At 70.8% G+C, this 23,908-nt stretch carries 16 protein-coding genes and 1 tRNA gene; 12 read left to right on the top strand and 5 right to left on the bottom strand.

What is annotated here, in order from left to right; all coding sequences use genetic code 11:
* Positions 1 to 218 precede the first annotated feature (218 nt).
* Both ACZ67Q_RS11325 and hrpB read left to right on the top strand, forming a co-directional pair.
* The gene (locus ACZ67Q_RS11325) at positions 219 to 1,106 is read left to right on the top strand and encodes a class I SAM-dependent methyltransferase (RefSeq protein ID WP_471179570.1); all 888 of its coding nucleotides are present in this window, start codon (positions 219 to 221) and stop codon (positions 1,104 to 1,106) included.
* Positions 1,107 to 1,203: 97 nt separating this feature from the next.
* Positions 1,204 to 3,714 (top strand): ATP-dependent helicase HrpB, encoded by a 2,511-nt coding sequence (hrpB, locus tag ACZ67Q_RS11320; protein ID WP_471179568.1) that lies wholly within the window; start codon positions 1,204 to 1,206, stop codon positions 3,712 to 3,714.
* Between the two features lie 47 nt (positions 3,715 to 3,761).
* Here the strand turns inward: hrpB and ACZ67Q_RS11315 are convergent, their stop codons facing one another.
* A complete protein-coding gene (locus tag ACZ67Q_RS11315) occupies positions 3,762 to 5,534 on the bottom strand; it encodes a lytic transglycosylase domain-containing protein (RefSeq protein WP_471179565.1) in 1,773 nt (590 codons plus the stop codon).
* Between the two features lie 314 nt (positions 5,535 to 5,848).
* On the opposite strand from ACZ67Q_RS11315, the gene ACZ67Q_RS11310 reads away from it, so the two are divergent.
* On the top strand, positions 5,849 to 6,700 hold the full coding sequence (locus tag ACZ67Q_RS11310) for a DUF4184 family protein (RefSeq protein ID WP_471179563.1): 852 nt from the start codon (positions 5,849 to 5,851) through the stop codon (positions 6,698 to 6,700).
* On the opposite strand, the gene ACZ67Q_RS11305 is transcribed toward ACZ67Q_RS11310, so the two are convergent.
* Entirely contained in the window at positions 6,663 to 7,094 is a 432-nt protein-coding gene (locus tag ACZ67Q_RS11305) for a hypothetical protein (RefSeq protein WP_471179561.1), read from the bottom strand. The two genes, ACZ67Q_RS11310 and ACZ67Q_RS11305, sit on opposite strands and share 38 nt — an antisense overlap.
* Before the next feature lie 297 nt (positions 7,095 to 7,391).
* Positions 7,392 to 10,118, bottom strand: coding sequence for a DNA polymerase I (gene polA / locus ACZ67Q_RS11300; protein WP_471179558.1), 2,727 nt, complete (start codon positions 10,116 to 10,118; stop codon positions 7,392 to 7,394).
* A gap of 1,134 nt (positions 10,119 to 11,252) precedes the next feature.
* On the opposite strand from polA, the gene ACZ67Q_RS11295 reads away from it, so the two are divergent.
* The 7 genes from ACZ67Q_RS11295 (at position 11,253) to ACZ67Q_RS11265 (ending at position 20,524) form a co-directional block, all read left to right on the top strand.
* Positions 11,253 to 13,532: an FdhF/YdeP family oxidoreductase gene (locus ACZ67Q_RS11295; protein ID WP_471179555.1), complete on the top strand. Its 2,280-nt coding sequence runs from the start codon at positions 11,253 to 11,255 to the stop codon at positions 13,530 to 13,532.
* A gap of 80 nt (positions 13,533 to 13,612) precedes the next feature.
* Positions 13,613 to 14,101 (top strand): hotdog fold thioesterase, encoded by a 489-nt coding sequence (locus ACZ67Q_RS11290; RefSeq protein WP_471179553.1) that lies wholly within the window; start codon positions 13,613 to 13,615, stop codon positions 14,099 to 14,101.
* A 680-nt stretch (positions 14,102 to 14,781) separates the two neighbouring features.
* Positions 14,782 to 16,017, top strand: coding sequence for a branched-chain amino acid ABC transporter substrate-binding protein (locus ACZ67Q_RS11285; RefSeq protein ID WP_471179550.1), 1,236 nt, complete (start codon positions 14,782 to 14,784; stop codon positions 16,015 to 16,017).
* 123 nt (positions 16,018 to 16,140) lie between these two features.
* Complete coding sequence (locus ACZ67Q_RS11280) at positions 16,141 to 17,073, top strand: branched-chain amino acid ABC transporter permease (RefSeq protein WP_363267071.1); 933 nt, start codon at positions 16,141 to 16,143, stop codon at positions 17,071 to 17,073.
* 5 nt (positions 17,074 to 17,078) lie between these two features.
* Entirely contained in the window at positions 17,079 to 18,905 is a 1,827-nt protein-coding gene (locus ACZ67Q_RS11275; protein ID WP_471179547.1) for a branched-chain amino acid ABC transporter permease, read from the top strand.
* A gap of 6 nt (positions 18,906 to 18,911) precedes the next feature.
* Positions 18,912 to 19,811, top strand: a complete 900-nt coding sequence (locus ACZ67Q_RS11270; RefSeq protein WP_471179544.1) for an ABC transporter ATP-binding protein — start codon at positions 18,912 to 18,914, stop codon at positions 19,809 to 19,811.
* Complete coding sequence (locus ACZ67Q_RS11265; protein ID WP_471179541.1) at positions 19,808 to 20,524, top strand: ABC transporter ATP-binding protein; 717 nt, start codon at positions 19,808 to 19,810, stop codon at positions 20,522 to 20,524. Before ACZ67Q_RS11270 ends, ACZ67Q_RS11265 begins: the two co-directional genes overlap by 4 nt.
* A gap of 66 nt (positions 20,525 to 20,590) precedes the next feature.
* Here the strand turns inward: ACZ67Q_RS11265 and ACZ67Q_RS11260 are convergent, their stop codons facing one another.
* Positions 20,591 to 21,244 carry an ANTAR domain-containing response regulator gene (locus tag ACZ67Q_RS11260; RefSeq protein WP_361635311.1) on the bottom strand — a complete coding sequence of 218 codons (654 nt, stop codon included), beginning with the start codon at positions 21,242 to 21,244 and terminating at the stop codon, positions 20,591 to 20,593.
* A 102-nt stretch (positions 21,245 to 21,346) separates the two neighbouring features.
* Between ACZ67Q_RS11260 and ACZ67Q_RS11255 the strand changes: the two genes are divergently transcribed.
* Both ACZ67Q_RS11255 and ACZ67Q_RS11250 read left to right on the top strand, forming a co-directional pair.
* Positions 21,347 to 21,419: transfer RNA gene (locus ACZ67Q_RS11255), tRNA-Leu, on the top strand.
* Positions 21,420 to 21,524: 105 nt separating this feature from the next.
* On the top strand, positions 21,525 to 22,292 hold the full coding sequence (locus ACZ67Q_RS11250; RefSeq protein ID WP_471179538.1) for a transcriptional regulator: 768 nt from the start codon (positions 21,525 to 21,527) through the stop codon (positions 22,290 to 22,292).
* Between the two features lie 6 nt (positions 22,293 to 22,298).
* On the opposite strand, the gene pyk is transcribed toward ACZ67Q_RS11250, so the two are convergent.
* On the bottom strand, positions 22,299 to 23,735 hold the full coding sequence (gene pyk / locus ACZ67Q_RS11245) for a pyruvate kinase (protein ID WP_471179536.1): 1,437 nt from the start codon (positions 23,733 to 23,735) through the stop codon (positions 22,299 to 22,301).
* Between the last annotated feature and the right edge of the window lie 173 nt (positions 23,736 to 23,908).

Raw genomic sequence — 23,908 nt, 5'->3', positions numbered from 1 at the left:
ACCAGGTGCTCCGTGGCGCCTCGAGAACCGAGGGGACATACATACAGATGCGAGCGCAGCCTGCTACGTCTGAGGTGCGCAGGCCCGCAGCGCAACTTGTAGCATACGGGGGCAGCCGGGCAGGGTCAATGCGCGAAGCCGCACACCCGGGGCGGATCACCGCATTTCCGGCACAAAACCTGTCTCGCGAGGCCACACGGGCCGTTTGCGGCCCTGTCATGGCACCCGGGGACGGGCTGGTTCGGAAGAGTACGACGAGGGAGCCGATCATCCAAGAGTCCGTATCCACCCAGCCCTCCCCCGCCGGGCCCGACGCCGAGGCGGAGGCCACGCGGCGCGCCGCCGGGGTCTCCGAGAGCGCCCGCGCCAACCGGGGCTGGTGGGACCGCAACGCCGACGAGTACCAGACCGAGCACGGCACCTTCCTCGGCGACGACCGCTTCGTGTGGGGGCCCGAGGGCCTGGACGAGGTGGAGGCCGAGCTGCTCGGCCCGCCGGAGGAGCTGGAGGGCCGGCACGTGCTGGAGATCGGCGCCGGCGCGGCCCAGTGCGCGCGCTGGCTGGCCGCACAGGGCGCGTACCCGGTTGCCCTGGACATCTCGCACCGCCAGCTCCAGCACGCGCTGCGGATCGGTTCCTCCTTCCCCCTGGTGTGCGCGGACGCGGCCGTGCTGCCGTTCGCGGACGCCTCCTTCGACCTGGCCTGCTCGGCGTACGGGGCGCTGCCGTTCGTGGCCGACCCGCGGCTGGTGCTGCGGGAGGTGCGGCGCGTACTGCGGCCGGGTGGGCGGTTCGTCTTCTCCCTCACCCATCCCGTCCGCTGGGCCTTCCCCGACGAGCCGGGCCCGGAGGGGCTGACGGTCGCGGCGTCCTACTTCGACCGCACGCCCTACGTCGAGCAGGACGAGGACGGCAACGCGGTGTACGTCGAGCACCACCGCACCCTCGGCGACCGGGTGCGGGACGTGGTGACGTCCGGCTTCCGGCTGGTGGACCTGGTCGAGCCGGAGTGGCCGGACTGGAACACCTCCGAGTGGGGCGGCTGGTCGCCGCTGCGCGGACATCTGATCCCGGGGACGGCGATCTTCGTCTGCGAACGGGACTGAGGCCCGCGTTTTGCTCCGCCGGTCCTGGCGCCGGGACCGGCGGGAGAGTTATCCACAGGCCCGGCGGCCGCTCGCGCGCACGTAAGAAACTGGATGCGTGATCCGCTACGACGCCCTGGACGCGCTGCCCGTGCGCAGCGCCCTGCCCGCGCTGGACGACGCCCTCGGCGGCCACGGTGCCGCCGTGCTCGGCGCACCGCCCGGCACGGGCAAGACGACGCTGGTGCCGCTCGCCCTGGCCGGGCTGCTGGACGGCGGGGCCGAGCGGCGGGTCGTCGTGGCCGAGCCGCGGCGGATGGCGGCGCGTGCCGCCGCGCGTCGGATGGCGTGGCTGCTGGGCGAGAAACCAGGTCGGTCCGTCGGGTACACCGTGCGCGGTGAGCGGGTCGTGGGGCGCCACACGCGCGTGGAGGTCGTGACGACCGGTGTGCTGCTCCAGCGGCTGCAGCGGGACCAGGAGCTGCCGGGCGTGGACGTCGTACTGCTCGACGAGTGCCATGAGCGGCATCTGGACGCGGACACGGTGGCGGCGTTCCTGTGGGACGTGCGTGAGGCCCTGCGGCCGGAGCTGAAGCTGGTGGCGGCATCGGCGACGACGGACTGGGACGAGTGGGCGCGGCTGCTCGGCGGGGCGCCGGTGGTTGAGGCGCGGGGGTCCGCCCACGCGGTCGGCGTCGTGTACGCGCCGCCGGCCCGACCGGTGCGGCCGTCGCACGGCTTGTGGGTGGATCCCGCACTGCTCGCGCATGTGGCGTCGGTGGTGCGGCGGGCGCTCGGTGAGCGGGAGGGGGACGTGCTGTGCTTCCTGCCGGGCGTGGGCGAGATCGCGCGCGTGGCGGGACTCCTCGGCGACCTCGGCGAGGTGGACGTGCTGCAGGTGCACGGGCGGGCGCCGGCCGCTGTGCAGGAGGCGGTGCTCTCGCCCGGGCAGCGGCGCCGGGTGGTGCTGACGACCTCGGTCGCGGAGTCCTCGCTGACGGTGCCCGGGGTGCGGGTGGTCGTCGACTCGGGGCTCGCGCGGGAGCCCCGGGTCGATCACGCGCGCGGGCTGAGCGCGCTGGCGACGGTGCGGGCGTCGCACGCTGCGGGGCGGCAACGGGCGGGGCGGGCCGGGCGTGAGGCGCCGGGGACCGTCTACCGGTGCTGGCCGGAGGCGGACGAGGGACGTCTGCCGCGGTTCCCGTCGCCGGAGATCAAGGTGGCCGACCTGACGGCGTTCGCCCTTCAGGTGGCCTGCTGGGGTGATCCCGACGCGTCCTCTCTCGCGTTGCTTGATCCGCCGCCGGCCGGACCGATGGCGGCGGCGCGGGAGGCGCTGACGGCGCTGGGGGCGGTGGACCCGGCCGGCCGCGCCACGGAGCGCGGGCGGGCGCTGGCGCGGCTGGGGGTGCATCCACGGTTGGGGAGGGCCCTGCTGGACACCGCCGGTGCGGGGGCGGAGGTGGTGGCGCTGCTGTCCGAGGAGGCGCCGCGGGAGTACGGGGACGACCTGGCCGGTGCGCTGCGGACGGCCCGGCGTGGCGGTGACGCCTACGCCGCGCGGTGGCGGACGGAGGTGAAGCGGCTGCGGGCCGTCGCCGGGGACGTGGCCCGGCCTGCGGACACTGCCGTCGACGTGGGCTCGCTCACCGGGGACGACAGGGCGGCCGGTGTCGTGGCCTCGCTCGCCTTCCCCGAGCGTGTGGCCAAGCTCGACGGGGGTTCCTACCTGATGGCCTCCGGTACGCGTGCCGAGCTGCCCGCCGGTTCCCCGCTGCACGGTGCCCGCTGGATCGCGGTCGCCGTGGCCGACCGGCCGCTGGGTCGGGGGCACGCGCGGGTGCGGCTCGGCGCCGTGATCGACGAGGAGGTGGCGCGGTCGGCCGCCGGGTCGCTGCTCGACGCGCGGCAGGAGGTGCACTGGGCGGGCGGGGACGTCGTCGCGCGGCGGGTCGAGCGGCTGGGTGCGATCGAGCTGACGGCGCGGCCGCTCACCGACGCCGCCCCGGGTGCCGTACGGCAGGCGTTGCTGGAGGGGTTGGGGCAGGAGGGGTTCGGGCTGCTGCGCTGGTCGCCGGAGTCCGACGTGCTGCGGCAGCGGCTCGCCTTTCTCCGGCTGCACCTTGGGGAGCCCTGGCCGGACGTGTCCGACGAGGCGCTGCACGCGCGCGTGGAGGAGTGGCTGGAGCCGGAGCTGAGCCGGGCCCGGCGGCGGGCCGACCTGGCCCGGATCGACGCGGGGCAGGCGCTGGCCCGGCTGCTGCCCTGGGCCTCGGGGGAAGCGGCCCGGCTGGAGGAGCTGGCGCCGGAGCGGATCACCGTGCCCAGCGGGTCCAGGGTCCGGGTCGACTACGCCGATCCGGAGCGGCCCGTGCTCGCGGTGAAGCTGCAGGAGATGTTCGGGCTGCAGGAGTCGCCCCGTCTCGCCGGGATACCGGTGCTGGTGCATCTGCTGTCCCCGGCCGGGCGGCCGGCGGCCGTCACCGCCGACCTCGCCTCGTTCTGGCGCGACGGTTACAAGGGGGTGCGGGCGGAGCTGCGCGGCCGCTACCCGAAGCATCCGTGGCCGGAGGACCCGGCCGCCGCGGAGCCGACCCGGCACACGAACGCGCGGCTCAGGCGCGCCTGACGCGCGGCGCCCCTCGCGGGGAGGGGCGCCGTGCGGAGCGGGGCGGGTCAGGCGCTCGGGCTCGCCGACGGCGACGACGAAGGCGAGGAGGAGGGGCTGCCCGAGGGGGACGGGGAGGGGCTGGTGGTCGTGGCCGGTGCCGTCACGGTGAGTTCGACGGTCAGCGTGGCCCCGCCCGCGGTGGTGATGCGCAGCAGGAACGTGCCGGTGGTGTCGTCCGCGTACAGCTTGGGGAGCTTCAGCAGGCCGTTCGCGTCGGTCCGCAGATCCTTCAGGGTGCGGACGGCCTTGCCGTCGGCGTCCTTGAAGTAGGGGCCCTTGTCGTTCTCGGACGGGTCGTCGGCCGACTTGATCAGGGTGGCGGTGGCGGCGACCTTGTCGGCGGCCGCGCCCTTGTAGGTGGCCTTGACCTCGACCTGGTCGGCGAACGTGCCGCCGGCGACGCAGGTCTGCTGGGTGTCGCTGGTGTGGGTGAGGGCGTCGGCGGCGCGCTCGGTGACGGTGGCGGTGTAGGCGACGGCGGGGACCATGCGGCCGACGACGGCCGCGTGGACCGTGAAGTCGCCGGTCTTCTCGCCCGCCTGGAGGGCGGGGGCGAGGGCGACGCCGGAGCTGTCGGTGACGACGGTGGCGACGCTCTCGCCGCCGGCGAAGGTGGTGTCGGTGTCACCGTCGATGGTGAAGCGGATGCGCACCTTGGCGACGGCCTTGCCGGCCTTCGTCTCGGCACGGGCGCCGATCCGCTGGGCGAAGGCGTCGCCCGCCATCGCGGTGGGCTTGGTGGCGTTCGTCCGCTCCAGGTGGTCCACCGTGTCGGTGGGCGTGGGCGTGGGCTTCGGCGTCGGGATGCCGGGCTTGCCGGGCGTGGTCGGCTTGCCCGGCTTCGGGGACGTGGTGCCGCCGGGCGTGGGCGTCCCGGGCGACGGGTGCGGCGCGGGGGGCGTCGTCGTGGGACGCGGGTTCGGGCCGGAGGTGCCGGGCTGGCTGGTGTGCGAGGGCAGGGTGCCGGTGCCGTCCGGGATCTCGTGGGTGCCCTTGCGGTAGTACTCCAGCCACGTCAGGACCGTGCTCAGGTAGTCCTGGGAGTTGTTGTAGCTGAGGATCGCCCGGTTCATGTCCTGCTGGGTGGACAGGTCCCAGCCGTTGCGGCACAGGTAGTGGCCGGCGGCGAGGGCGGCGTCGTAGACGTTGTTGGGGTCCTTGAGACCGTCGCGGTTGCCGTCGCGGCCGGCCCACGCCCAGGTGGACGGGATGAACTGCATGGGACCCACGGCCCGGTCGACGGTGGTGTCGCCGTCGTACGCGCCGTGGTCGGTGTCCTTGATGAGCGCGAAGCCGTTGCCGTTCAGCGCGGGACCGAGGATCTTGCCGATCGTGGTGCCGTTCGCGTCGACGCGGCCGCCGCGGGCCTGGCCCGACTCGACCTTGCCGATGGCGGCCAGCAGTTCCCAGGGCAGGTTGCAGCCGGGCTTGGAGGCGCGCAGCTCGGCCGCCGCCTTCTGGTAGGCGTCGAGGACGGTCGCCGGGATGCCGGACTCGGTCGCGCCGGTGGCCGCCGGCGGGACGGTGCCGGTGGTCGGCGCCGGGTTGGGGCTGTTGAGCGGCGGCAGGTCGGTGTAGTACCGCGAGTTGCCGGTGGCGGTGTCGGTGTCGTCCGCCTGCACGTCGGGGCTGGGCGCGGTTCCGGCGGCGGACTGTCTTCCCTGGTCGTCGACCGTGACGCCGGGAGCCTGGGACGCGGAGAGCGCCGCGACCGCCGCAGCGGCCACGGCGGTGGTGAACGCTCCCTTGCGCAGCCTGCTGCCGAATTGCGCCGCCATGTGGTGAACCCCTCCCGTGGACGCCCGGGCGTCCGTCCTTTTCTGCTGCCGCGCCGTCGTGTTGTGTCCGGTGTGGCGTACTCGCCTTGGTGTGACGAACGAACCACCGCTCCGGTTGCCCTCATGGGGCAATTGGTCGTCCCGGCGCGGCATCTCCGTGACCCTACGACAACTTCCTTTCCTCGGGCACCTGTTCGTGCCCGATTTTTACCGGTTGGCCATGTCCCGTTCGAGGTCCTGTGCCGCACCGCATACTGGACGCCGCTGATCACCTACCGGGCACGCCCCGTCAACACACGTCAGAGGGAGAGCGGTTGCCGTTCACGCTGAGCCACGCGGCCGCCGTACTGCCCGCTGTGCGCGCCGACGGCTCCGGCCGGGGGCGACTGGTGCCGGCCGTCCTGGTGGCGGGCTCCTTCTCGCCCGACATGACCTATTACGCGGCGAGTGTCGTGCCCGGTGCGATGGAGTTCGGGCGCATCACGCACTCCTTCGCGGGAGTCCTCACCGTCGACGTGCTCATCTCCTGGCTGCTCGTGGCGTTGTGGCTGCTGGTGCGCGAGCCGCTCGTGGCGCTGCTGCCACGCCCCCGGCAGGGCCGGTGGGCGGCGCTGCTGCGGTGCGGGGCGCCACGCGCGCGTGTACGGCTTGCCGCCGGGCTGTGGTGGTACGTCTCGGCGGCGCTCGGAGCGCTGACGCACGTGGTGTGGGATGCGTTCACGCACCTGGACCGGTGGGGGATGCGCTTGTTCCCCGTCCTGGGGCAGCGGCTGGCGGGCGCACCGCTGTACTGGTACCTCCAGTACGGCGGCTCGGCGGCGGCCGCGGTGGTGATCACCGCGTTCGTGTGGCGCGCGGTACGCCGGGCCCCCTCGGGCGAGCCGGCCGCGGTACCCGCGTTGTCGGTGCGGGACCGGTGGTGGGCCGCGGCGCTGCTCGGCGCGTGCGCACTGGCGGGCGCGGCACAGCGGGCCACGAGGTGGTGGGCCTACCGGGGGGACACCGCCGAGCCGTGGGAGCTGATCCCGACGGTGTGTTTCGGCACCGGCACCGGACTCGTCCTCGGGCTGCTCCTGTACGCCGCCGGGGTGCGGGCGCGGCGGCCGGTCACGGTCGGTGCGGGCGAGGTCAGCGGCGAGCTCGAGGAGAGCCGTCCGGCCGGGTGACCGCAGCGGTCGTGGGCAGCCGGACCACGAACACCGTGAACGTGCGCGCCGGGCGGGACGGGCGTGGCAGCCGGCTCAGCAGCAACGCCAGGTAGCTCAGACCCAGCTCGGTCCACAGCCGCCAGCGCGGCACCTCACCGGGTGTTTCCGCTACGGCGGTGTCGTCGGCCGCGGCCGACGCGTCCCGGCGGGTGAGGCGACGGGCGAGGGCCGCGGTGCCGCGGCGCAGGGCCTCGGCGCGGGTGGCGGGGACGCGGCCGGTACTGGCGTCCGCCGCGAAGGGCTGAACGGACGGCTGCGGCGCGGAGCGATCCGCCGTGGCGTCGGCTCGGGCCGGCGCCTGGTGCTGGGCCTGAGCTCGTGCCGTGCGGCGGTGGAGCATGCGTATACCCATGCCCGCATCCTGGCGGCAGGGCGGCGCGGGGCGCGTTTCTGCGGGGGCCAGGCGAGTGACGCTCCCTCCGGGGGTTGGCCCGGGACGCCTGGGGGGTGGGTGGATTCGCGTCGTGGGCGGCTGCGGGTGGCGGTGGGCCGGTCGCGCAGTTCCCCGCGCCCCTGGAGGTCGGGACGGACACCGGTGCCTGCAGAGCGGGCCGGGGGTTCGGGGACCGACACCGTGCCTGCAGGGCGGGGCCGGGGTCGGCTGAGCGGATCACGCAGCTCAGCCAACCCGGGCCCTGCCGCCGGCGGGCTAGTGCGCTGCCGACTCCCAGTCCGGGCCGACGCCGACCGAGACGCCCAGGGGGACGCGGAGCTGGACCGCGGCCGCCATCTCGCGGCGGACCAGTTCCTCCGCCTTCTCGCGCTCGCCGGGGGCGATCTCCAGCACGATTTCGTCGTGGACCTGGAGCAGCATGCGGGAGGCGAGGCCGGCCTCGCGCAGCGCCCGGTCGACGTTCAGCATCGCGATCTTCACGATGTCGGCCGCCGTGCCCTGGATGGGCGCGTTCAGCGCCATCCGCTCGGCCGCCTCGCGCCGCTGGCGGTTGTCGCTGTTGAGGTCGGGCAGGTAGCGGCGGCGGCCGAACAGCGTCGCCGTGTACCCCGTCGCCCGCGCCTCGTCGACGACCCGGCGCAGATAGTCCCGCACCCCGCCGAAGCGGTCGAAGTAGGCGTCCATCAGCGTGCGCGCCTCGGCGGCCTCGATGTTCAGCTGCTGGGACAGGCCGAACGCCGACAGGCCGTACGCCAGGCCGTAGGACATCGCCTTGATCTTGCGGCGCATCTCGGCGTCCACGGCGGCGGGCTCCACCGCGAAGACCTGGGAGGCCGCGGTCGTGTGCAGGTCCTCGCCCGAGGTGAACGCCTCGATCAGGCCCGCGTCCTCCGACAGGTGGGCCATCACGCGCAGCTCGATCTGGCTGTAGTCGGCGGTCATCAGCGACTCGTAGCCCTCGCCCACGACGAAACCGCGGCGGATCGCGCGGCCCTCGTCGGTGCGGACCGGGATGTTCTGCAGGTTCGGGTCGGTGGAGGACAGCCGGCCGGTCGCCGCGACCGTCTGGTTGAACGAGGTGTGGATCCGGCCGTCCGAGGCGATCGTCTTGATCAGGCCCTCGACCGTGACGCGCAGCTTGGCCTGCTCACGGTGGCGGAGCATGATCACCGGCAGCTCGTTGTCGGTCTGGCCGGCGAGCCAGGCCAGGGCGTCGGCGTCGGTGGTGTAGCCGGTCTTGGTCTTCTTCGTCTTCGGCAGGCCCAGCTCGCCGAAGAGGACCTCCTGGAGCTGCTTGGGCGAGCCGAGGTTGAACTCGTGCCCGGCCGCCGCGTGCGCCTCCTTCACGGCCTGCTGTACAGCACCCGCGAACATCTGCTCCATGGTCTCCAGGTGGGAGCGGTCCGCTGCGATGCCGTGCCGCTCCATGCGGGCCAGCAGCGCGGAGGTGGGCAGCTCCATGTCGCGCAGCAGGTCCGCGGCGCCGACCTCCTTCAGCTTGCTCTCGAACGCCTCGCCCAGGTCGAGGACGGCGCGGGCCTGGATCATCAGCGCCTCGGCCTCGGCGCCGTCGTCCGCGCCGAAGGCGAGCTGGCCGTCGGCCGCGGCGGCGGGCGCCAGCTCGCGGTGCAGGTACTCCATCGACAGCGCGTCCAGGTCGAAGGAGCGGCGGCCGGGCTTGACCAGGTACGCGGCGAGCGCGGTGTCCATGGCGACACCGGCGATGCTCCAGCCGTGCTCGGCGAAGACCCGCATGGCGCGCTTGGCGTCGTGGAACACCTTGGGCCGCTCGGCGTCGGCGAGCCAGGCCGCGAACGCGTTCTCGTCGGCCTCGTCGAGCTGGGACGGGTCGAACCAGGCGGCCGGGCCGCCGGCGGTGGCCAGCGCGACCTCGGCGACGGAGCCGGTGCCCAGCGCCCAGGTGTCGACGGTGGCGATGCCGAGCGGCTCGCTGCCGTGCTCGGCCAGCCAGCCGGTCAGCTCGCCGCTGCCCAGCACCATGCCGTCCAGCTCGACGCCGTCCGTGACGACCGGGCTCGTCTCGGCCTCCGCCGCACCCGGGTCGACGGCGAGCAGCCGCTCGCGCAGCGACGGGTTACGGATCTCCAGGGTGTCCAGGATCATCGCGACGGCCTTGCGGTCGTAGGCCGGGCGCTCCAGGTCGGCGACCGTCTTCTCGAGCGGCACCTGCCGCTCCAGCTCGGTGAGCCGGCGGTTGAGCTTGACGGCCTCCAGGTGGTCGCGGAGGTTCTGCCCGGCCTTGCCCTTGACCTCCTCGACGCGCTCGACCAGCTCCGCGAAGGAACCGAACTGGTTGATCCACTTCGCGGCGGTCTTCTCGCCGACGCCGGGGATGCCGGGGAGGTTGTCGGAGGGGTCACCGCGCAGCGCCGCGAAGTCGGGGTACTGGGCGGGCGTCAATCCGTACTTCTCGAAAACCTTCTCCGGGGTGAACCGGGTCAGCTCCGAGACGCCCTTCGTCGGGTACAGCACCGTGACGTGGTCGCTGACCAGCTGGAAGGAGTCGCGGTCGCCGGTGACGATCAGCACCTCGAAGCCCTGGTCGGCGGCCTGCGTGGCGAGCGTGGCGATGATGTCGTCCGCCTCGAAGCCGTCGACGGCGAAGCGGGAGACGTGCATCGCGTCGAGCAGCTCGCCGATCAGCTCGACCTGGCCCTTGAACTCGTCCGGGGTCTTGGAGCGGTTCGCCTTGTACTCGGTGAACTCCTGCGAGCGCCACGTCTTGCGGGAGACGTCGAAGGCGACCGCGAAGTGCGTGGGCGCTTCGTCGCGGAGGGTGTTCGCCAGCATCGAGGCGAAGCCGTAGATCGCGTTCGTCGGCTGGCCGGTCGCGGTGGTGAAGTTCTCCGCGGGCAGCGCGAAGAACGCGCGATAGGCCAGGGAGTGCCCGTCCATGAGCATCAGGCGCGGGCGGCTGCCGCCGGGGGTGCTGTCGGTCTTCTTCGCTGCTGTCTCTGCCACGCCCCCGATCCTGCCACGCCCCACTGACACCGAGCCGCCACCGGGTGGCTGCCGCCGGCTGCGGAGTGCTGCCGCCGGCTGCTGGGAGGCGGCCACCCCGGCGTCGCCCGGTCGCCGTGCCCGGGTGCGTTGCGGGGTTCGGCCGGCCGGGCCCGCCGAGTCGCGCCGCCGCGGCCCGGTCTCCGCCCACGCAGAGTGTGAGGGGCCGCACAAGGGACGGGAGCGTGAGGTGCTGTGGCGGGGCGGTGCGGGGCGGGCGAGGCACAAAGGTGCGGGAGATTCGGCGGGGGCGCTCATCGCATCGGTCGCGGGCGTCATCGGCAAGGGGTGAAAAGGCGGGGGCGTGCAGCGGACGTGATCAGAGGGGCGGGGCGTCAAGGCGGGCCGGGCATGGCCGGGGTCCACGCGTGGACGGGCCGCCGGGACGGCCCCCGCCGAGACCGTGGGGCGGTCGGGACGCCGGGACGGCCGAGACGCCGGTGCGGCCAAGACGCCGGGACGGCCGAGACGCCGGGACTGCGTGTCCGAGCCCTCCGAACCCCGAGGCCGAGCCCTCCGAACCCCGAGGCCGAGCCCTCCGGACCGCGAGGCCCGGCCCTCCGGACCGCGAGGCCCGGCCCTCCGGTTCCGCTGGGCCGGCGTGACCCGGCTCCCGGACCGCCAGACACACCTCGGCGGGGTCCGCATCCGCAGAGAACCCGGGCGGGGGCCGCGTCGCCCACGGACCTGGGCCGGAGTCCGGAGTCCCATCCGTACTGCACCCGGGCAGCGACCGCCTCCCCGCTGGGGCGGAGCGGGGATCGCACCCGGAAAGGACCGGCACGGACCGCTCCCCGGCACCCTCCCCAACCGCCTCCCCACCAGGGCCGAGCGGGACCGGCACGGACCGCTCCCCGGCACCACCCTCCCGCCAGGGCACACCCGCCCTCCACGGCACACTCGCCCTCCACGGCACGCCCGCCCTCCAGGGCACACCTGCCCGCCAGAACCCACCCTCCAGGGCACACCCGCCCTCCATGGCACGCCCACCCGCCCGCCGGCCCGGGCATGCACGCCCAGGGGGCTGATCGTTGTCGGTGGGCCGTGCGAGGATCTGAGACGTACCACACACGTGTACCCGAAGGAGAGTGCGCGATGGCGACGAAGCCGCCGAAGGCCGACCCTGTCCAGGACGCGCCGCAGGTCGCGGAGCCGAAGCACGCCGCGGCCGGGCTGCCGGCCATCGGGCACACGCTGCGCATGGCCCAGCAGCAGATGGGCGTGAAGCGCACCATGCTCACGCTGCTGAGCGTGAACCAGAAGGACGGCTTCGACTGCCCCGGCTGCGCCTGGCCGGAGCCGGACCACCGGCACAAGGCGGAGTTCTGCGAGAACGGCGCGAAGGCGGTCGCCGAGGAGGCCACGCTGCGCCGGGTCACCCCGGAGTTCTTCGCCGCGCACCCCCTCTCCGACCTGGCGACCAGGAGCGGGTACTGGCTGGGGCAGCAGGGCCGTCTGACCCATCCCATGTACCTGCCCGAGGGCGCCGACCACTACGAGCCGGTCACCTGGGAGCGCGCCTTCGACATCGTCGCCGAGGAGATCGCCGCGCTCGGCTCCCCGGACGAGGCCGTCTTCTACACCTCGGGCCGTACCAGCAACGAGGCCGCGTTCCTCTACCAGCTCTTCGCCCGCGAGCTCGGCACGAACAACCTGCCGGACTGCTCCAACATGTGCCACGAGTCCTCCGGCTCGGCCCTCGGCGAGACGATCGGCATCGGCAAGGGCAGCGTCCTGCTGGACGACCTCTACCAGGCCGACCTGATCATCGTCGCCGGGCAGAACCCGGGCACGAACCACCCGCGCATGCTCTCCGCGCTGGAGAAGGCCAAGACCAACGGCGCGAAGATCATCAGCGTGAACCCGCTGCCCGAGGCCGGCCTGGAGAAGTTCCACAACCCGCAGACCGCCAAGGGCCTCACCTCGGGCGCCGCGCTCACCGACCTGTTCCTGCAGATCCGCCTCGGCGGCGACCAGGCCCTCTTCCGTCTCCTCAACAAGCTGGTCCTCGAGACCGAGGGCGCCGTGGACGAGGAGTTCGTCCGCGAACACACCCACGGATACGAGGAGTTCGCGCGAGCCGCCCGTGCCGCCGACTGGGACGAGACGCTCACCGCGACCGGTCTGACGCGCGAGGAGATCGAGCGGGCCCTCGCCATGGTGCTCGCCTCGCAGCGCACGATCGTGTGCTGGGCCATGGGCCTGACCCAGCACAAGCACTCCGTGCCGACGATCAAGGAAGTGGTCAACTTCCTGCTGCTGCGCGGCAACATCGGCCGTCCGGGCGCGGGCGTGTGCCCGGTGCGCGGCCACTCGAACGTGCAGGGCGACCGCACCATGGGCATCTTCGAACGCCCGGCGCCGGCCTTCCTGGACGCGCTGGAGAAGGAGTTCGGCTTCGCTCCGCCGCGTGAGCACGGCTACGACGTCGTCCGGGCCATCCGAGCGCTGCGCGACGGCGAGGCGAAGGTGTTCTTCGCGATGGGCGGCAACTTCGTCTCCGCCTCCCCCGACACGGAGGTCACCGAGGCGGCCATGCGGCGCGCCCGCCTGACGGTGCACGTGTCGACGAAGCTCAACCGCTCCCATGTGGTGACGGGCGCGCGGGCGCTGATCCTGCCGACGCTCGGCCGCACCGAACGGGATCTGCAGGACAGCGGCGAGCAGTTCGTCACGGTCGAGGACTCGATGGGCATGGTGCACGCCTCCCGCGGCCGGCTGGAGCCGGCGAGCCGGCATCTGCTGTCCGAGCCGGCCATCGTGTGCCGTCTCGCCCGCCGGGTCCTCGGGGAGCGGAGCCTCGCCCCCTGGGAGGAGTTCGAGAAGGACTACGCGACGATCCGCGACCGCATCGCGCGCGTGGTCCCCGGCTTCGAGGACTTCAACGCGCGCGTGACCCGCCCCGGCGGCTTCGCGCTGCCGCACGCCCCGCGCGACGAACGGCGCTTCCCGACGGCCACCGGCAAGGCCAACTTCACCGCGGCCCCGGTGGAGTTCCCGAAGCTGCCCGAGGGCCAGCTGCTGCTGCAGACGCTGCGCTCGCACGACCAGTACAACACCACGATCTACGGCCTCGACGACCGCTACCGGGGCATCCGGGACGGCCGCCGGGTGGTGCTGGTCAACCCCGACGACGCCCGCGCCCTGGGCGTCGCCGACGGCTCCTACGTCGACCTGGTCAGCGAGTGGCAGGACGGGGTCGAGCGGCGGGCACCCGGCTTCCGGGTGGTGCACTACCCGACCGCGCGGGGCTGCGCGGCCGCCTACTACCCGGAGACGAACGTCCTGGTGCCGCTGGACGCCACCGCGGACACCAGCAACACCCCGGCCAGCAAGTCCGTCGTGGTCCGTCTGGAACAATCGGCCACCGACTGAGCGTTCGCTTAAGTCAGCAGGGCTCGGGCGTCCGCCCGAGCCGGCAAGGACGTGTCACGACGACGAACGGAGCCGGGCCCATGGGCGAGCAGCAGCACGTGAAGTTCCCGCAGGAGGTCCTCGACGAGTACGCCGCACTCGGCATCGACCTGCCGGCCCTCTTCTCCGCGGGGCACCTCGGGACGCGCATGGGCGTGCAGATCCGGGAGGCCTCCGCCGAGCGGGTCGTCGGCACCATGCCGGTGGAGGGCAACACCCAGCCCTACGGCCTGCTGCACGGCGGCGCGTCCGCGGTGCTCGCCGAGACCCTGGGCTCGGTCGGCTCGATGCTGCACGGCGGCAGCACCAGGATCGCCGTCGGCGTCGACCTCAACTGCACCCACCACCGCGGGGTTCGCTCCGGTCTGGTCACCGGCGTGGCGACGCCCGTGCACCGGGGCCGCTCGACGGCGACGTACGAGATCGTCATCTCGGACGAGCAGGGTCGGCGCGTGTGCACCGCCCGGCTGACGTGCCTGCTGCGCGACGCCAGGCCCGGCGACGAAGCCGCCGCCCGCCCGGCCGGCTGACCCGGCCCCACCGGCCCGATCCGCGCACGCCTGGTACACCCACGGGCCAGCCCAAGCCCCCCACCGAGCCCGGCCCGGCCCCGACCGCCGCTTCAACCCCCACCCCCCGCACCGCCCTTCACCCGAAGCCGTCCGACCCGCTCACCGGGACGGGCGGTTTCGGGTTTTCCGGGGGCATCACGGACAAAGAAGCGGCTTCCCCCGCGCAAGATCACGATCACCACCGCACCCCCCATTGCGGAAATCTGGCGAGGAACCCACGATTCCTTTTCCTGATCCGTAACCGTGCGTAATGCGTACGCAATAAACGATCACTCTTTCCTCTTGATCATCTTCTGGAGCCCGCCCTGACACGCCCCCCACCAGTGGCCCATGGCAACGATTCCCGGTAATCAGCAAAAACGCCGAGACGCCTGAACGCACCACGGCGAGTCCTGCGGATTCTCAGAATCCGGACGGGGCGAATCGGCCTGAATTCCGCTGTTCCCCCCACGCTGCACCGCTCTGCATTACGTCGTGTCATAACAAGAGCGTCACAGCATGGGACAGACTCTCCTCCACGTTCCCCACACACGCTTAGAGTCACCGCCAGTCACCGCGCCGTCGGAATGCCACTTCGGCCCAGCGCTCGACTCAGCCGTTTCCACGGGGATTCGGCTGTGCCAGGGAAAGGACTGATCGTGCGTCAACGTTCGCTCATCGCCATCACCGCCGCGCTGGCGGCGGGAGCACTGACCCTCACCGCCTGCGGCTCGCGTGACAAGGACGGTGGCTCGGACTCCGGTAACGGCGGCGGCACCAAGGTCGTCATCGGCGTCGACGCGCCCCTCACGGGCGACCTGTCCGCGATCGGCCTCGGCATCAAGAACTCCGTCGACCTCGCCGTCAAGCAGGCCAACAAGAACAAGGCCGTCGACGGCATCACCTTCGAGATGCAGGCGCTGGACGACCAGGCCCAGCCCTCCTCCGGCCAGCAGAACGCCACCAAACTCGTCGCCAACAAGGACGTCCTCGGCGTCGTCGGCCCGCTGAACTCCTCCGTCGCCGAGTCCATGCAGAAGGTCTTCGACGACGCCAAGCTCGTCGAGATCTCCCCCGCCAACACCAACCCGGCGCTCACCCAGGGCACCAACTGGGCGACCAGCAAGACCCGCACGTACAAGTCGTACTTCCGCACCGCGACCACGGACGCCGTCCAGGGCCCGTTCGCCGCCCAGTACGTCTTCAACAAGGCCAAGAAGAAGAAGGTCTTCGTCATCGACGACAAGAAGACCTACGGCGCCGGCCTCGCGGGCACCTTCACCACCGAGTTCAAGAAGCTCGGCGGCACCGTCGCCGGCACCGAGCACATCAACCCCGACGCCAAGGACTTCTCCGCGGTCGCCACCAAGGTCAAGAACTCCGGCGCCGACGTCGTCTACTACGGCGGCGAGTACCCCCAGGCCGGCCCGCTCAGCAAGCAGATCAAGGCCGCCGGAGCCAACATCCCCGTCGTCGGCGGCGACGCCCTGTACGACCCGACCTACGTCAAGCTCGCCGGCGCCGCCAGCAACGGCGACCTCGCCACCTCCGTCGGCGCCCCGCTCGACGAACTCCCCTCCGCCAAGCAGTTCCTGGACAACTACAAGGCCGGCGGCTACAAGGACGCCTACGGCGCCTACGGCGGCTACGCCTACGACTCCGCCCAGGCCATCATCGAGGCCGTCAAGAAGGTCGTCGCCGACAACAACGGCAAGCTGCCCTCCGACGCCCGCGCCAAGATCACGGAGGCCATGCAGAACGTCTCCATCGACGGAGTGACCGGCAAGGTCTCCTTCGATCAGTACGGTGACACCACCAACAAGCAGCTCACCGTCTACGCCGTCGAGAACGGGACCTGGAAGACCGTGGAGTCCGGCACCTACAACGGTGGCTGACCCACCCCTCCACCCGCACCACCCATGAGCCGCGCGGGGCGCGTTCCACTGGCGCCCCGCGCGGACTCACATCCGGACATCCGGCACATCCGTCGAACATCCGAACGTCTCGGAGGACATGCGGTGAACGAACTGCCGCAGCAGCTGGTCAACGGCCTGCTACTGGGATCCATGTACGGGCTGGTCGCCATTGGCTACACGATGGTCTACGGCATCGTCCAGCTCATCAACTTCGCCCACGGCGAGATCTTCATGACCGGGGCCTTCGGTGCCCTCACGGTCTACGCCTACGTCCTGCCCGACGGGACGAGCATGTGGATAGCCCTGCCCCTCATGCTGATCGGCGGCATCATCGTCGCCGTCCTCGTCGCCGTCGCAGCGGAACGATTCGCCTACCGGCCCCTGCGCACCGCCCCCCGACTGGCGCCCCTCATCACCGCCATCGGCCTCTCCCTCGCGCTGCAGCAGGCCGTCTGGGCCTGGTACCCCGAGGCCAAGTCCGCCCGCACCTTCCCCCAGATCGAGGGCGGCCCCTTCCACATCGGCAGCGTCACCATCCAGACCGGCGACATCTTCCTGCTGATCGCCGCCCCCCTCAGCATGGCCGTCCTCGCCTACTTCGTCATGAAGACCCGCACCGGCCGCGGCATGCAGGCCACCGCCCAGGACCCGGACACCGCCAAGCTCATGGGCATCAACACCGACCGCATCATCGTGATCGCGTTCGCCCTCGGAGCCGCCTTCGCCGCCGTCGCCGGAGTCGCCAACGGCCTCAAGTACGGCCAGATCGACTTCAAGATGGGCTTCATCCTCGGCCTGAAGGCCTTCACCGCAGCCGTCCTCGGCGGCATCGGCAACATCTACGGCGCCATGATCGGCGGAGTCGTCCTCGGCGTCGCAGAAACCATCGCCGCCGCCTACATCTCCGACCTCCCCGGCATGGACAAGTTCGGCAGCCAGTCCTGGGCCGACGTCTGGGCCTTCGTACTCCTCATCCTTGTTCTGCTGCTCAGGCCCCAAGGCCTGCTCGGCGAGCGCGTCGCGGACAGGGCGTGACACCGATGACCACACAGACCACCGCACCCGAAACCCCCAGCGCCCCCACCGCCAAAACCCCCACCGGACTCATCGGCATCCCAGCCGCCCTCGGCCGCGCCCTCGCCACCGCCGGCGCGGTGCTCACCATCGTCGCCACCTTCCTCGCCTGGACCTGGACACAGGAATTCCCCGGCGACCTCACCGTCTACGGCTACCCCGGCGGCCTGCAGGTCCTCGTCCTCATCGGCGGCATCCTCACCACCGTCCTCGGCCTCGCCTCGTACGACGTGAAATACCTGCGCTGGCTCGTCCCCGCCGGCGCCGACGCCGCACTGAAGTTCGCGGCCCTCGCCACCTTCGCCACCGCCTGGTACACCGTCATCTCCATCAGCTACGAACTCGGCGGCGTCGTCAACCTCGAACCGGGCGGCTACATCGTCGCCGTCACCACCCTCATCGCCCTCCTCGGCGCCCTCGCGCTGCCCTTCCAGCGGCCCGAACCCGACCCCATCGACCCCGACGACAACGGCTGGGAGCACTTCAAGAACCGCGCCGCGCACGGCCGGGCCACGCTCAAGGCCGCCTTCACCGGCGGCACCGCACGCCCCGCACCGAAGCTCCCGGCGTTCGCCGAGATCCTCGTCATCGTCGCCGTCCTCGCCGTCGCCCTCATCGTCTTCACCTACGGCATCGGCACCGAATACGACGAACTCTTCGTCGGCTTCCTCATCACCGCGGGCTTCGGCTTCGCCGCACTCGCCAAGGCCGGGCTCGTGGCCCACGCCTCGGAGATCACCGCGCGGCACCAGAACATCACCATGGTCGGCGCCTTCGTCACCGCCGCCCTGTTCCCGTTCACCCAGACCGACGACCAGTACGCGACCCTCGGCGTCTACATCCTCATCTTCGCCACCGTCGCCCTCGGCCTGAACATCGTCGTCGGCCTCGCCGGCCTCCTCGACCTCGGCTACGTCGCCTTCCTCGGCGTCGGCGCCTACGCCGCGGCCCTCGTCTCCGGCTCCCCCAGCTCGCCGCTGCACGTGCACTTCCCATTCTGGGCCGCCGTGCTCGTCGGCGCCGCGGCCTCCCTCGTGTTCGGCGTCCTCATCGGCGCCCCCACCCTGCGACTGCGCGGCGACTACCTCGCCATCGTCACCCTCGGCTTCGGAGAGATCTTCCGCATCACCGTCAACAACCTCGACGGAACCTCCGGACCCGACATCACCAACGGCTCCAACGGCATCTCCTCCATCCCCAACCTGAACATCCTCGGCTGGGACCTCGGCGCCGAACACACCATCGCCGGCTTCACCATCGGCCGCTTCGCCAACTACTTCCTGCTGATGCTGCTCATCACGGCCGTCGTCGTCCTCGTCTTCCGACGCAGCGGCGACTCCCGCATCGGCCGCGCCTGGGTCGCCATCCGCGAAGACGAGACCGCCGCCCTCGCCATGGGCATCAACGGCTTCCGCGTCAAACTCATCGCCTTCGCCGTCGGCGCCTCCCTCGCCGGACTCGCCGGCACCGTCCAGGCCCACGTCACCTACACCGTGACCCCCGAGCAGTACCAGTTCGCCGGCCCCATCCCGCCCAACAGCGCCTTCCTGCTCGCCGCAGTCGTCCTCGGCGGCATGGGCACCATCGGCGGCCCCCTCATCGGCGCCTCCCTGCTCTACCTCATCCCCAACAAGCTGCAGTTCCTCGGCGACTACCAGCTCTTCGCCTTCGGCGTCGCACTCATCCTCCTGATGCGCTTCCGCCCCGAAGGCCTCGTCGCCAACCGGCGCCGGCAGCTCGAATTCCACGACGAGGCCGAAGCGCCCGCAGTCCTCGGCAAGACAGGGGCCTGACACAAGATGACCACCCAGACCATCACCAGCGGCGAGACCGTCCTCGACGCACGCGGCGTCACCATGCGCTTCGGCGGCCTCACCGCCGTACGCGGCGTCGACCTCACCGTCGGCAGCGGCGAGATCGTCGGACTCATCGGCCCCAACGGCGCCGGAAAAACCACCTTCTTCAACTGCCTCACCGGCCTGTACGTCCCCACCGAAGGCGAAGTCCGCTACAAGGGCAACGTCCTGCCGCCCAAATCCTTCAAGGTCACCGCGGCCGGCATCGCCCGCACCTTCCAGAACATCCGCCTGTTCGCCAACATGACCGTCCTGGAGAACGTCCTCGTCGGCCGCCACACCCGCACCAAGGAAGGCTTCTGGTCCGCCGTCCTGCGCGGCCCCGGCTTCCACAAAGCCGAGAAGGCCTCCCGCGAACGCGCCATGGAACTCCTCGAGTTCGTCGGCCTCGCGAACAAGGCCGACCACCTCGCCCGCAACCTCCCCTACGGCGAACAACGCAAACTGGAGATCGCGCGCGCCCTGGCCAGCGAGCCCGGCCTGCTGCTCCTCGACGAGCCGACGGCCGGCATGAACCCCCAGGAGACCCGGACCACCGAAGAACTCGTCTTCGCCATCCGCGACCAGGGCATCGCCGTCCTCGTCATCGAGCACGACATGCGGTTCATCTTCAACCTCTGCGACCGCGTCGCCGTCCTCGTCCAGGGCGAAAAGCTCATCGAAGGCGACAGCGCCACCGTCCAGGGCGACGAACGCGTCATCGCCGCCTACCTCGGCGAACCCTTCGAAGGCGACCCCGGAGCCACAGAGGCCGCCGAGGTCGAAGCCGCCGAAGCACAGGCCCCGGCCGCGACGGCCGAAGCCACCACGGACGCCGCGCCCGGCAAGGAGAACGACCGATGACCACCCTGCTCGAAGTCGAGGACCTCCGCGTCGCCTACGGCAAGATCGAAGCCGTCAAGGGCATCTCGTTCAAGGTCGAAGCAGGCGAGGTCGTCACCCTCATCGGCACCAACGGCGCCGGCAAGACCACCACCCTGCGCACCCTCTCCGGCCTGCTCAAGCCCGTCGGCGGCCAGATCAAGTTCAACGGCAAGTCCCTCAAGAAGGTCCCCGCCCACCAGATCGTCTCCCTCGGACTCGCCCACTCCCCCGAAGGGCGGCACATCTTCCCGCGCATGACCATCGAGGACAACCTCCGCCTCGGAGCCTTCCTGCGCAGCGACCGGCCCGGCATCGAAAAGGACATCCAGCGCGCCTACGACCTCTTCCCCATCCTGGGCGAGCGGCGCAAACAGGCCGCGGGCACCCTCTCCGGCGGTGAACAGCAGATGCTCGCCATGGGCCGGGCCCTGATGTCCCAGCCCAAGCTGCTCATGCTGGACGAACCCTCCATGGGCCTCTCCCCCATCATGATGCAGAAGATCATGGCCACCATCGCCGAACTGAAGTCCCAGGGCACGACCATCCTGCTCGTCGAGCAGAACGCCCAGGCGGCGCTCTCCCTCGCCGACCAGGGCCACGTCATGGAAATCGGCAAGATCGTCCTGTCCGGCACCGGACGCGACCTCCTCCACGACGAATCGGTCCGCAAGGCCTACCTCGGCGAGGACTGAGGTCCCGGACACGACTGAGGCCCGCGCCCCCTGCTGGGGACGCGGGCCTCATCCGTACGACCGCGGTCAGCCCTTCGCGGCCTTCTTCTCCTCGGCGTCCTGAATGACCGCCTCCGCCACCTGCTGCATCGACATACGGCGATCCATCGACGTCTTCTGGATCCACCGGAACGCCGCCGGCTCCGTCAGCCCGTACTCCGTCTGAAGGATCGACTTCGCCCGGTCCACCAGCTTGCGCGTCTCCAGACGCAGCGTGAGGTCGGCGACCTCCTTCTCCAGCGTCTTCAGCTCCGTGAACCGCGAGACGGCCATCTCGATCGCGGGAACGACATCACTCTTGGAGAACGGCTTCACCAGGTACGCCATCGCCCCCGCGTCCCTCGCCCGCTCCACGAGGTCACGCTGCGAGAACGCGGTCAGCATCAGCACCGGCGCGATCCCCTCCTCGGCGATCTTCTCCGCCGCCGAGATGCCGTCGAGCTTCGGCATCTTCACGTCCAGGATCACGAGGTCCGGCTGGTGCTCGCGGGCGAGCTCGATGGCCTGCTCGCCGTCACCGGCCTCACCGACGACGGAGTAGCCCTCCTCCTCCAGCATCTCTTTGAGGTCGAGGCGGATCAGCGCCTCGTCCTCGGCGATGACGACACGGGTCGTCAGCGGAGGCACGTGCGACTTGTCGTCGTCGGTCACGTCAGCGGGCTGGGGCGACTCGGCGGTCACAGGGGCTCCTCGTTCAGGGCAGGGGTACTGCTGACAAGAGCCTACCTAGCTGCGGTAAGGTGGGTGCACGGCGGGTGACCGTCGACCTTGCTTTTAAAGGGAGCCCCGGTAGCCCAGCGGTAGAGGCAATGGTCTCAAACACCATCCAGCGTCGGTTCGAATCCGACCCGGGGTACTTTTCCTTCGTTCTGAAGGTTAACGACATTTGCGGAGGATCACGTTCGCGTGATCTTCCGCTTTTTGCTGCGCGCGCCGTACTCCAGTTGCGCACAGTGTTCACATGTACGACATGAGCACGCGCAAGCGAGCACTGACTCTGGTGACCCAGGGGCGCAGCCTCAACTCGGTCAGTAAAGAAATGGGCATCTCTCGTCACGCGATCGCACAGTGGCTCACTCGAATCGAGCCTCTCCGACGCACGTCGCCTTGCATCCGTTGCCAGGATGTGCCAGCCACCCCGACAGATGAAGCCTCGTATACCTACTTACTGGGGCTCTATTTGGGTGATGGGTACATCATCTCCAAGCCGCGCCAGCACTATCTGATGATTACATGCACTGCCTCGTGGCCAGGGCTCGTTGACGCAGCCGAGAATGCGTTACGCAAGGTATTGCCTGATCCCAGCATCAGTAGACTGGCCCGCGCTGGCTGCGTCGACGTGAAGTCCTACAGCAGCCACTGGCCCTGCCTCTTCCCCCAGCACGGCCCCGGCAAGAAACATGACCGCACGATCGCCCTGGAACCCTGGCAGCAAGCCGTCGTCGACGCTCACCCCTGGGACTTCATCCGGGGCCTCATCCATTTGGACGGGTGTCGGATCACCAACTGGACCACCCGGCTCGTCGGCGGGGAGCGCAAGCGGTACGAATACCCCCGCTACTTCTTCACCAACAAGTCGGACGACATCAGGAGGCTGTACACCGACACCCTCGACCGGCTCGGCCTCGAGTGGACGCACTGCACCCGGGACGGCGTTCCTTACAACGTCTCCGTTGCGAAGAAGGCCTCCGTCGCCCTCCTCGACGCCCACGTCGGCCCCAAGCACTGATCCCCGCTATTTCGGGCTGTCGTCCTCGCCGATGTGGTGGACGCGGACCATGTTCGTCGAGCCCGAGACTCCGGGCGGCGAGCCGGCGGTGATGACCACCACGTCGCCCTTGGCGCAGCGGCCGTACTTGAGCAGCAGTTCGTCGACCTGGTCGACCATTGCGTCCGTGGAGTCGACGTGGGGGCCGAGGAAGGTTTCGACGCCCCAGGTCATGCTGAGCTGGGAGCGGGTGGCGGGGTCGGGGGTGAAGGCGAGGACCGGGATGGGTGAGCGGTAGCGGGACAGGCGGCGGGCCGTGTCGCCCGACTGGGTGAAGGCGACCAGGAACTTCGCGCCGAGGAAGTCGCCCATTTCGGCGGCCGCTCGGGCGACTGCGCCGCCCTGGGTGCGGGGCTTGTTGCGTTCCGTGAGCGGCGGGAGGCCCTTGGCGAGCATGTCCTCCTCCGCCGCGGCGACGATCTTGGACATGGTCTTGACGGTCTCGATCGGGTGCTTGCCGACGCTTGTCTCGCCGGAGAGCATGACCGCGTCGGTGCCGTCGAGGACGGCGTTGGCGACGTCGCTGGCTTCGGCGCGGGTGGGGCGGGCGTTCTCGATCATGGAGTCGAGCATCTGGGTGGCGACGATGACCGGCTTGGCGTTGCGTTTGGCGAGTTTGATGGCGCGCTTTTGGACGATGGGGACTTGTTCGAGGGGCATTTCGACGCCGAGGTCGCCGCGGGCGACCATGATGCCGTCGAAGGCGGCGACGATGTCGTCGATGGCTTCGACCGCCTTGGGTTTTTCGACTTTGGCGATGACGGGGAGGCGGCGGCCTTCTTCGTCCATGATGCGGTGGACGTCGAGGATGTCCTTGCCTGAGCGGACGAAGGAGAGGGCGATGACGTCGAAGCCGGTGCGCAGGGCCCAGCGCAGGTCGTCCTCGTCCTTCTTGGAGAGGGCGGGGACGGAGACGGCGACGCCGGGCAGGTTGAGGCCTTTGTGGTCGGAGATCACGCCGCCTTCGATGACGCGGGTGCGGACGCGGGGGCCGTCGACGTCGGTGACTTCGAGGCAGACTTTGCCGTCGTCGACGAGGATGCGTTCGCCGGGGGTGACGTCGTCGGCGAGGCCGTGGTAGGTGGTGCCGCACTGGTCGTGGTTGCCTTGGGCGCCGTCTTCGACGGTGATGGTGAAGGTGTCGCCGCGTTCAAGGAGTACGGGTCCTTCGGCGAAGCGGCCGAGGCGGATCTTCGGTCCCTGAAGATCGGCGAGGATGCCGACGCTGCGGCCGGTTTTGTCGGCGGCCTTGCGCACGTGGTGGTAGCGCTCCTCGTGTTCGGCGTGGCCGCCGTGGCTGAGGTTGAAGCGGGCGACGTCCATTCCGGCGTCGACCAGGGCTTTGATCTGGTCGTATGTGTCGGTGGCGGGGCCCAGGGTGCAGACGATTTTTGCTCGGCGCATGAGTCGAGCCTATGACTTACCGGTGGGTAGAGAATTGGTGGGGCGTGACTACTCAACAACCTTTGAGTGAAGCGCTATTGACAAGTGTTGAATTGTGCGCCGGTGCGCTCCGATGAGCGTGCGGGTGTCATTCGTTCGGGTGTCCCGGTCGTGTTTTCGAATACCGGAATTCT

The sequence above is a fragment of the Streptomyces sp. NPDC036813 genome (assembly GCF_055609245.1).
This window is presented reverse-complemented; position numbering and strand designations above follow the sequence as displayed.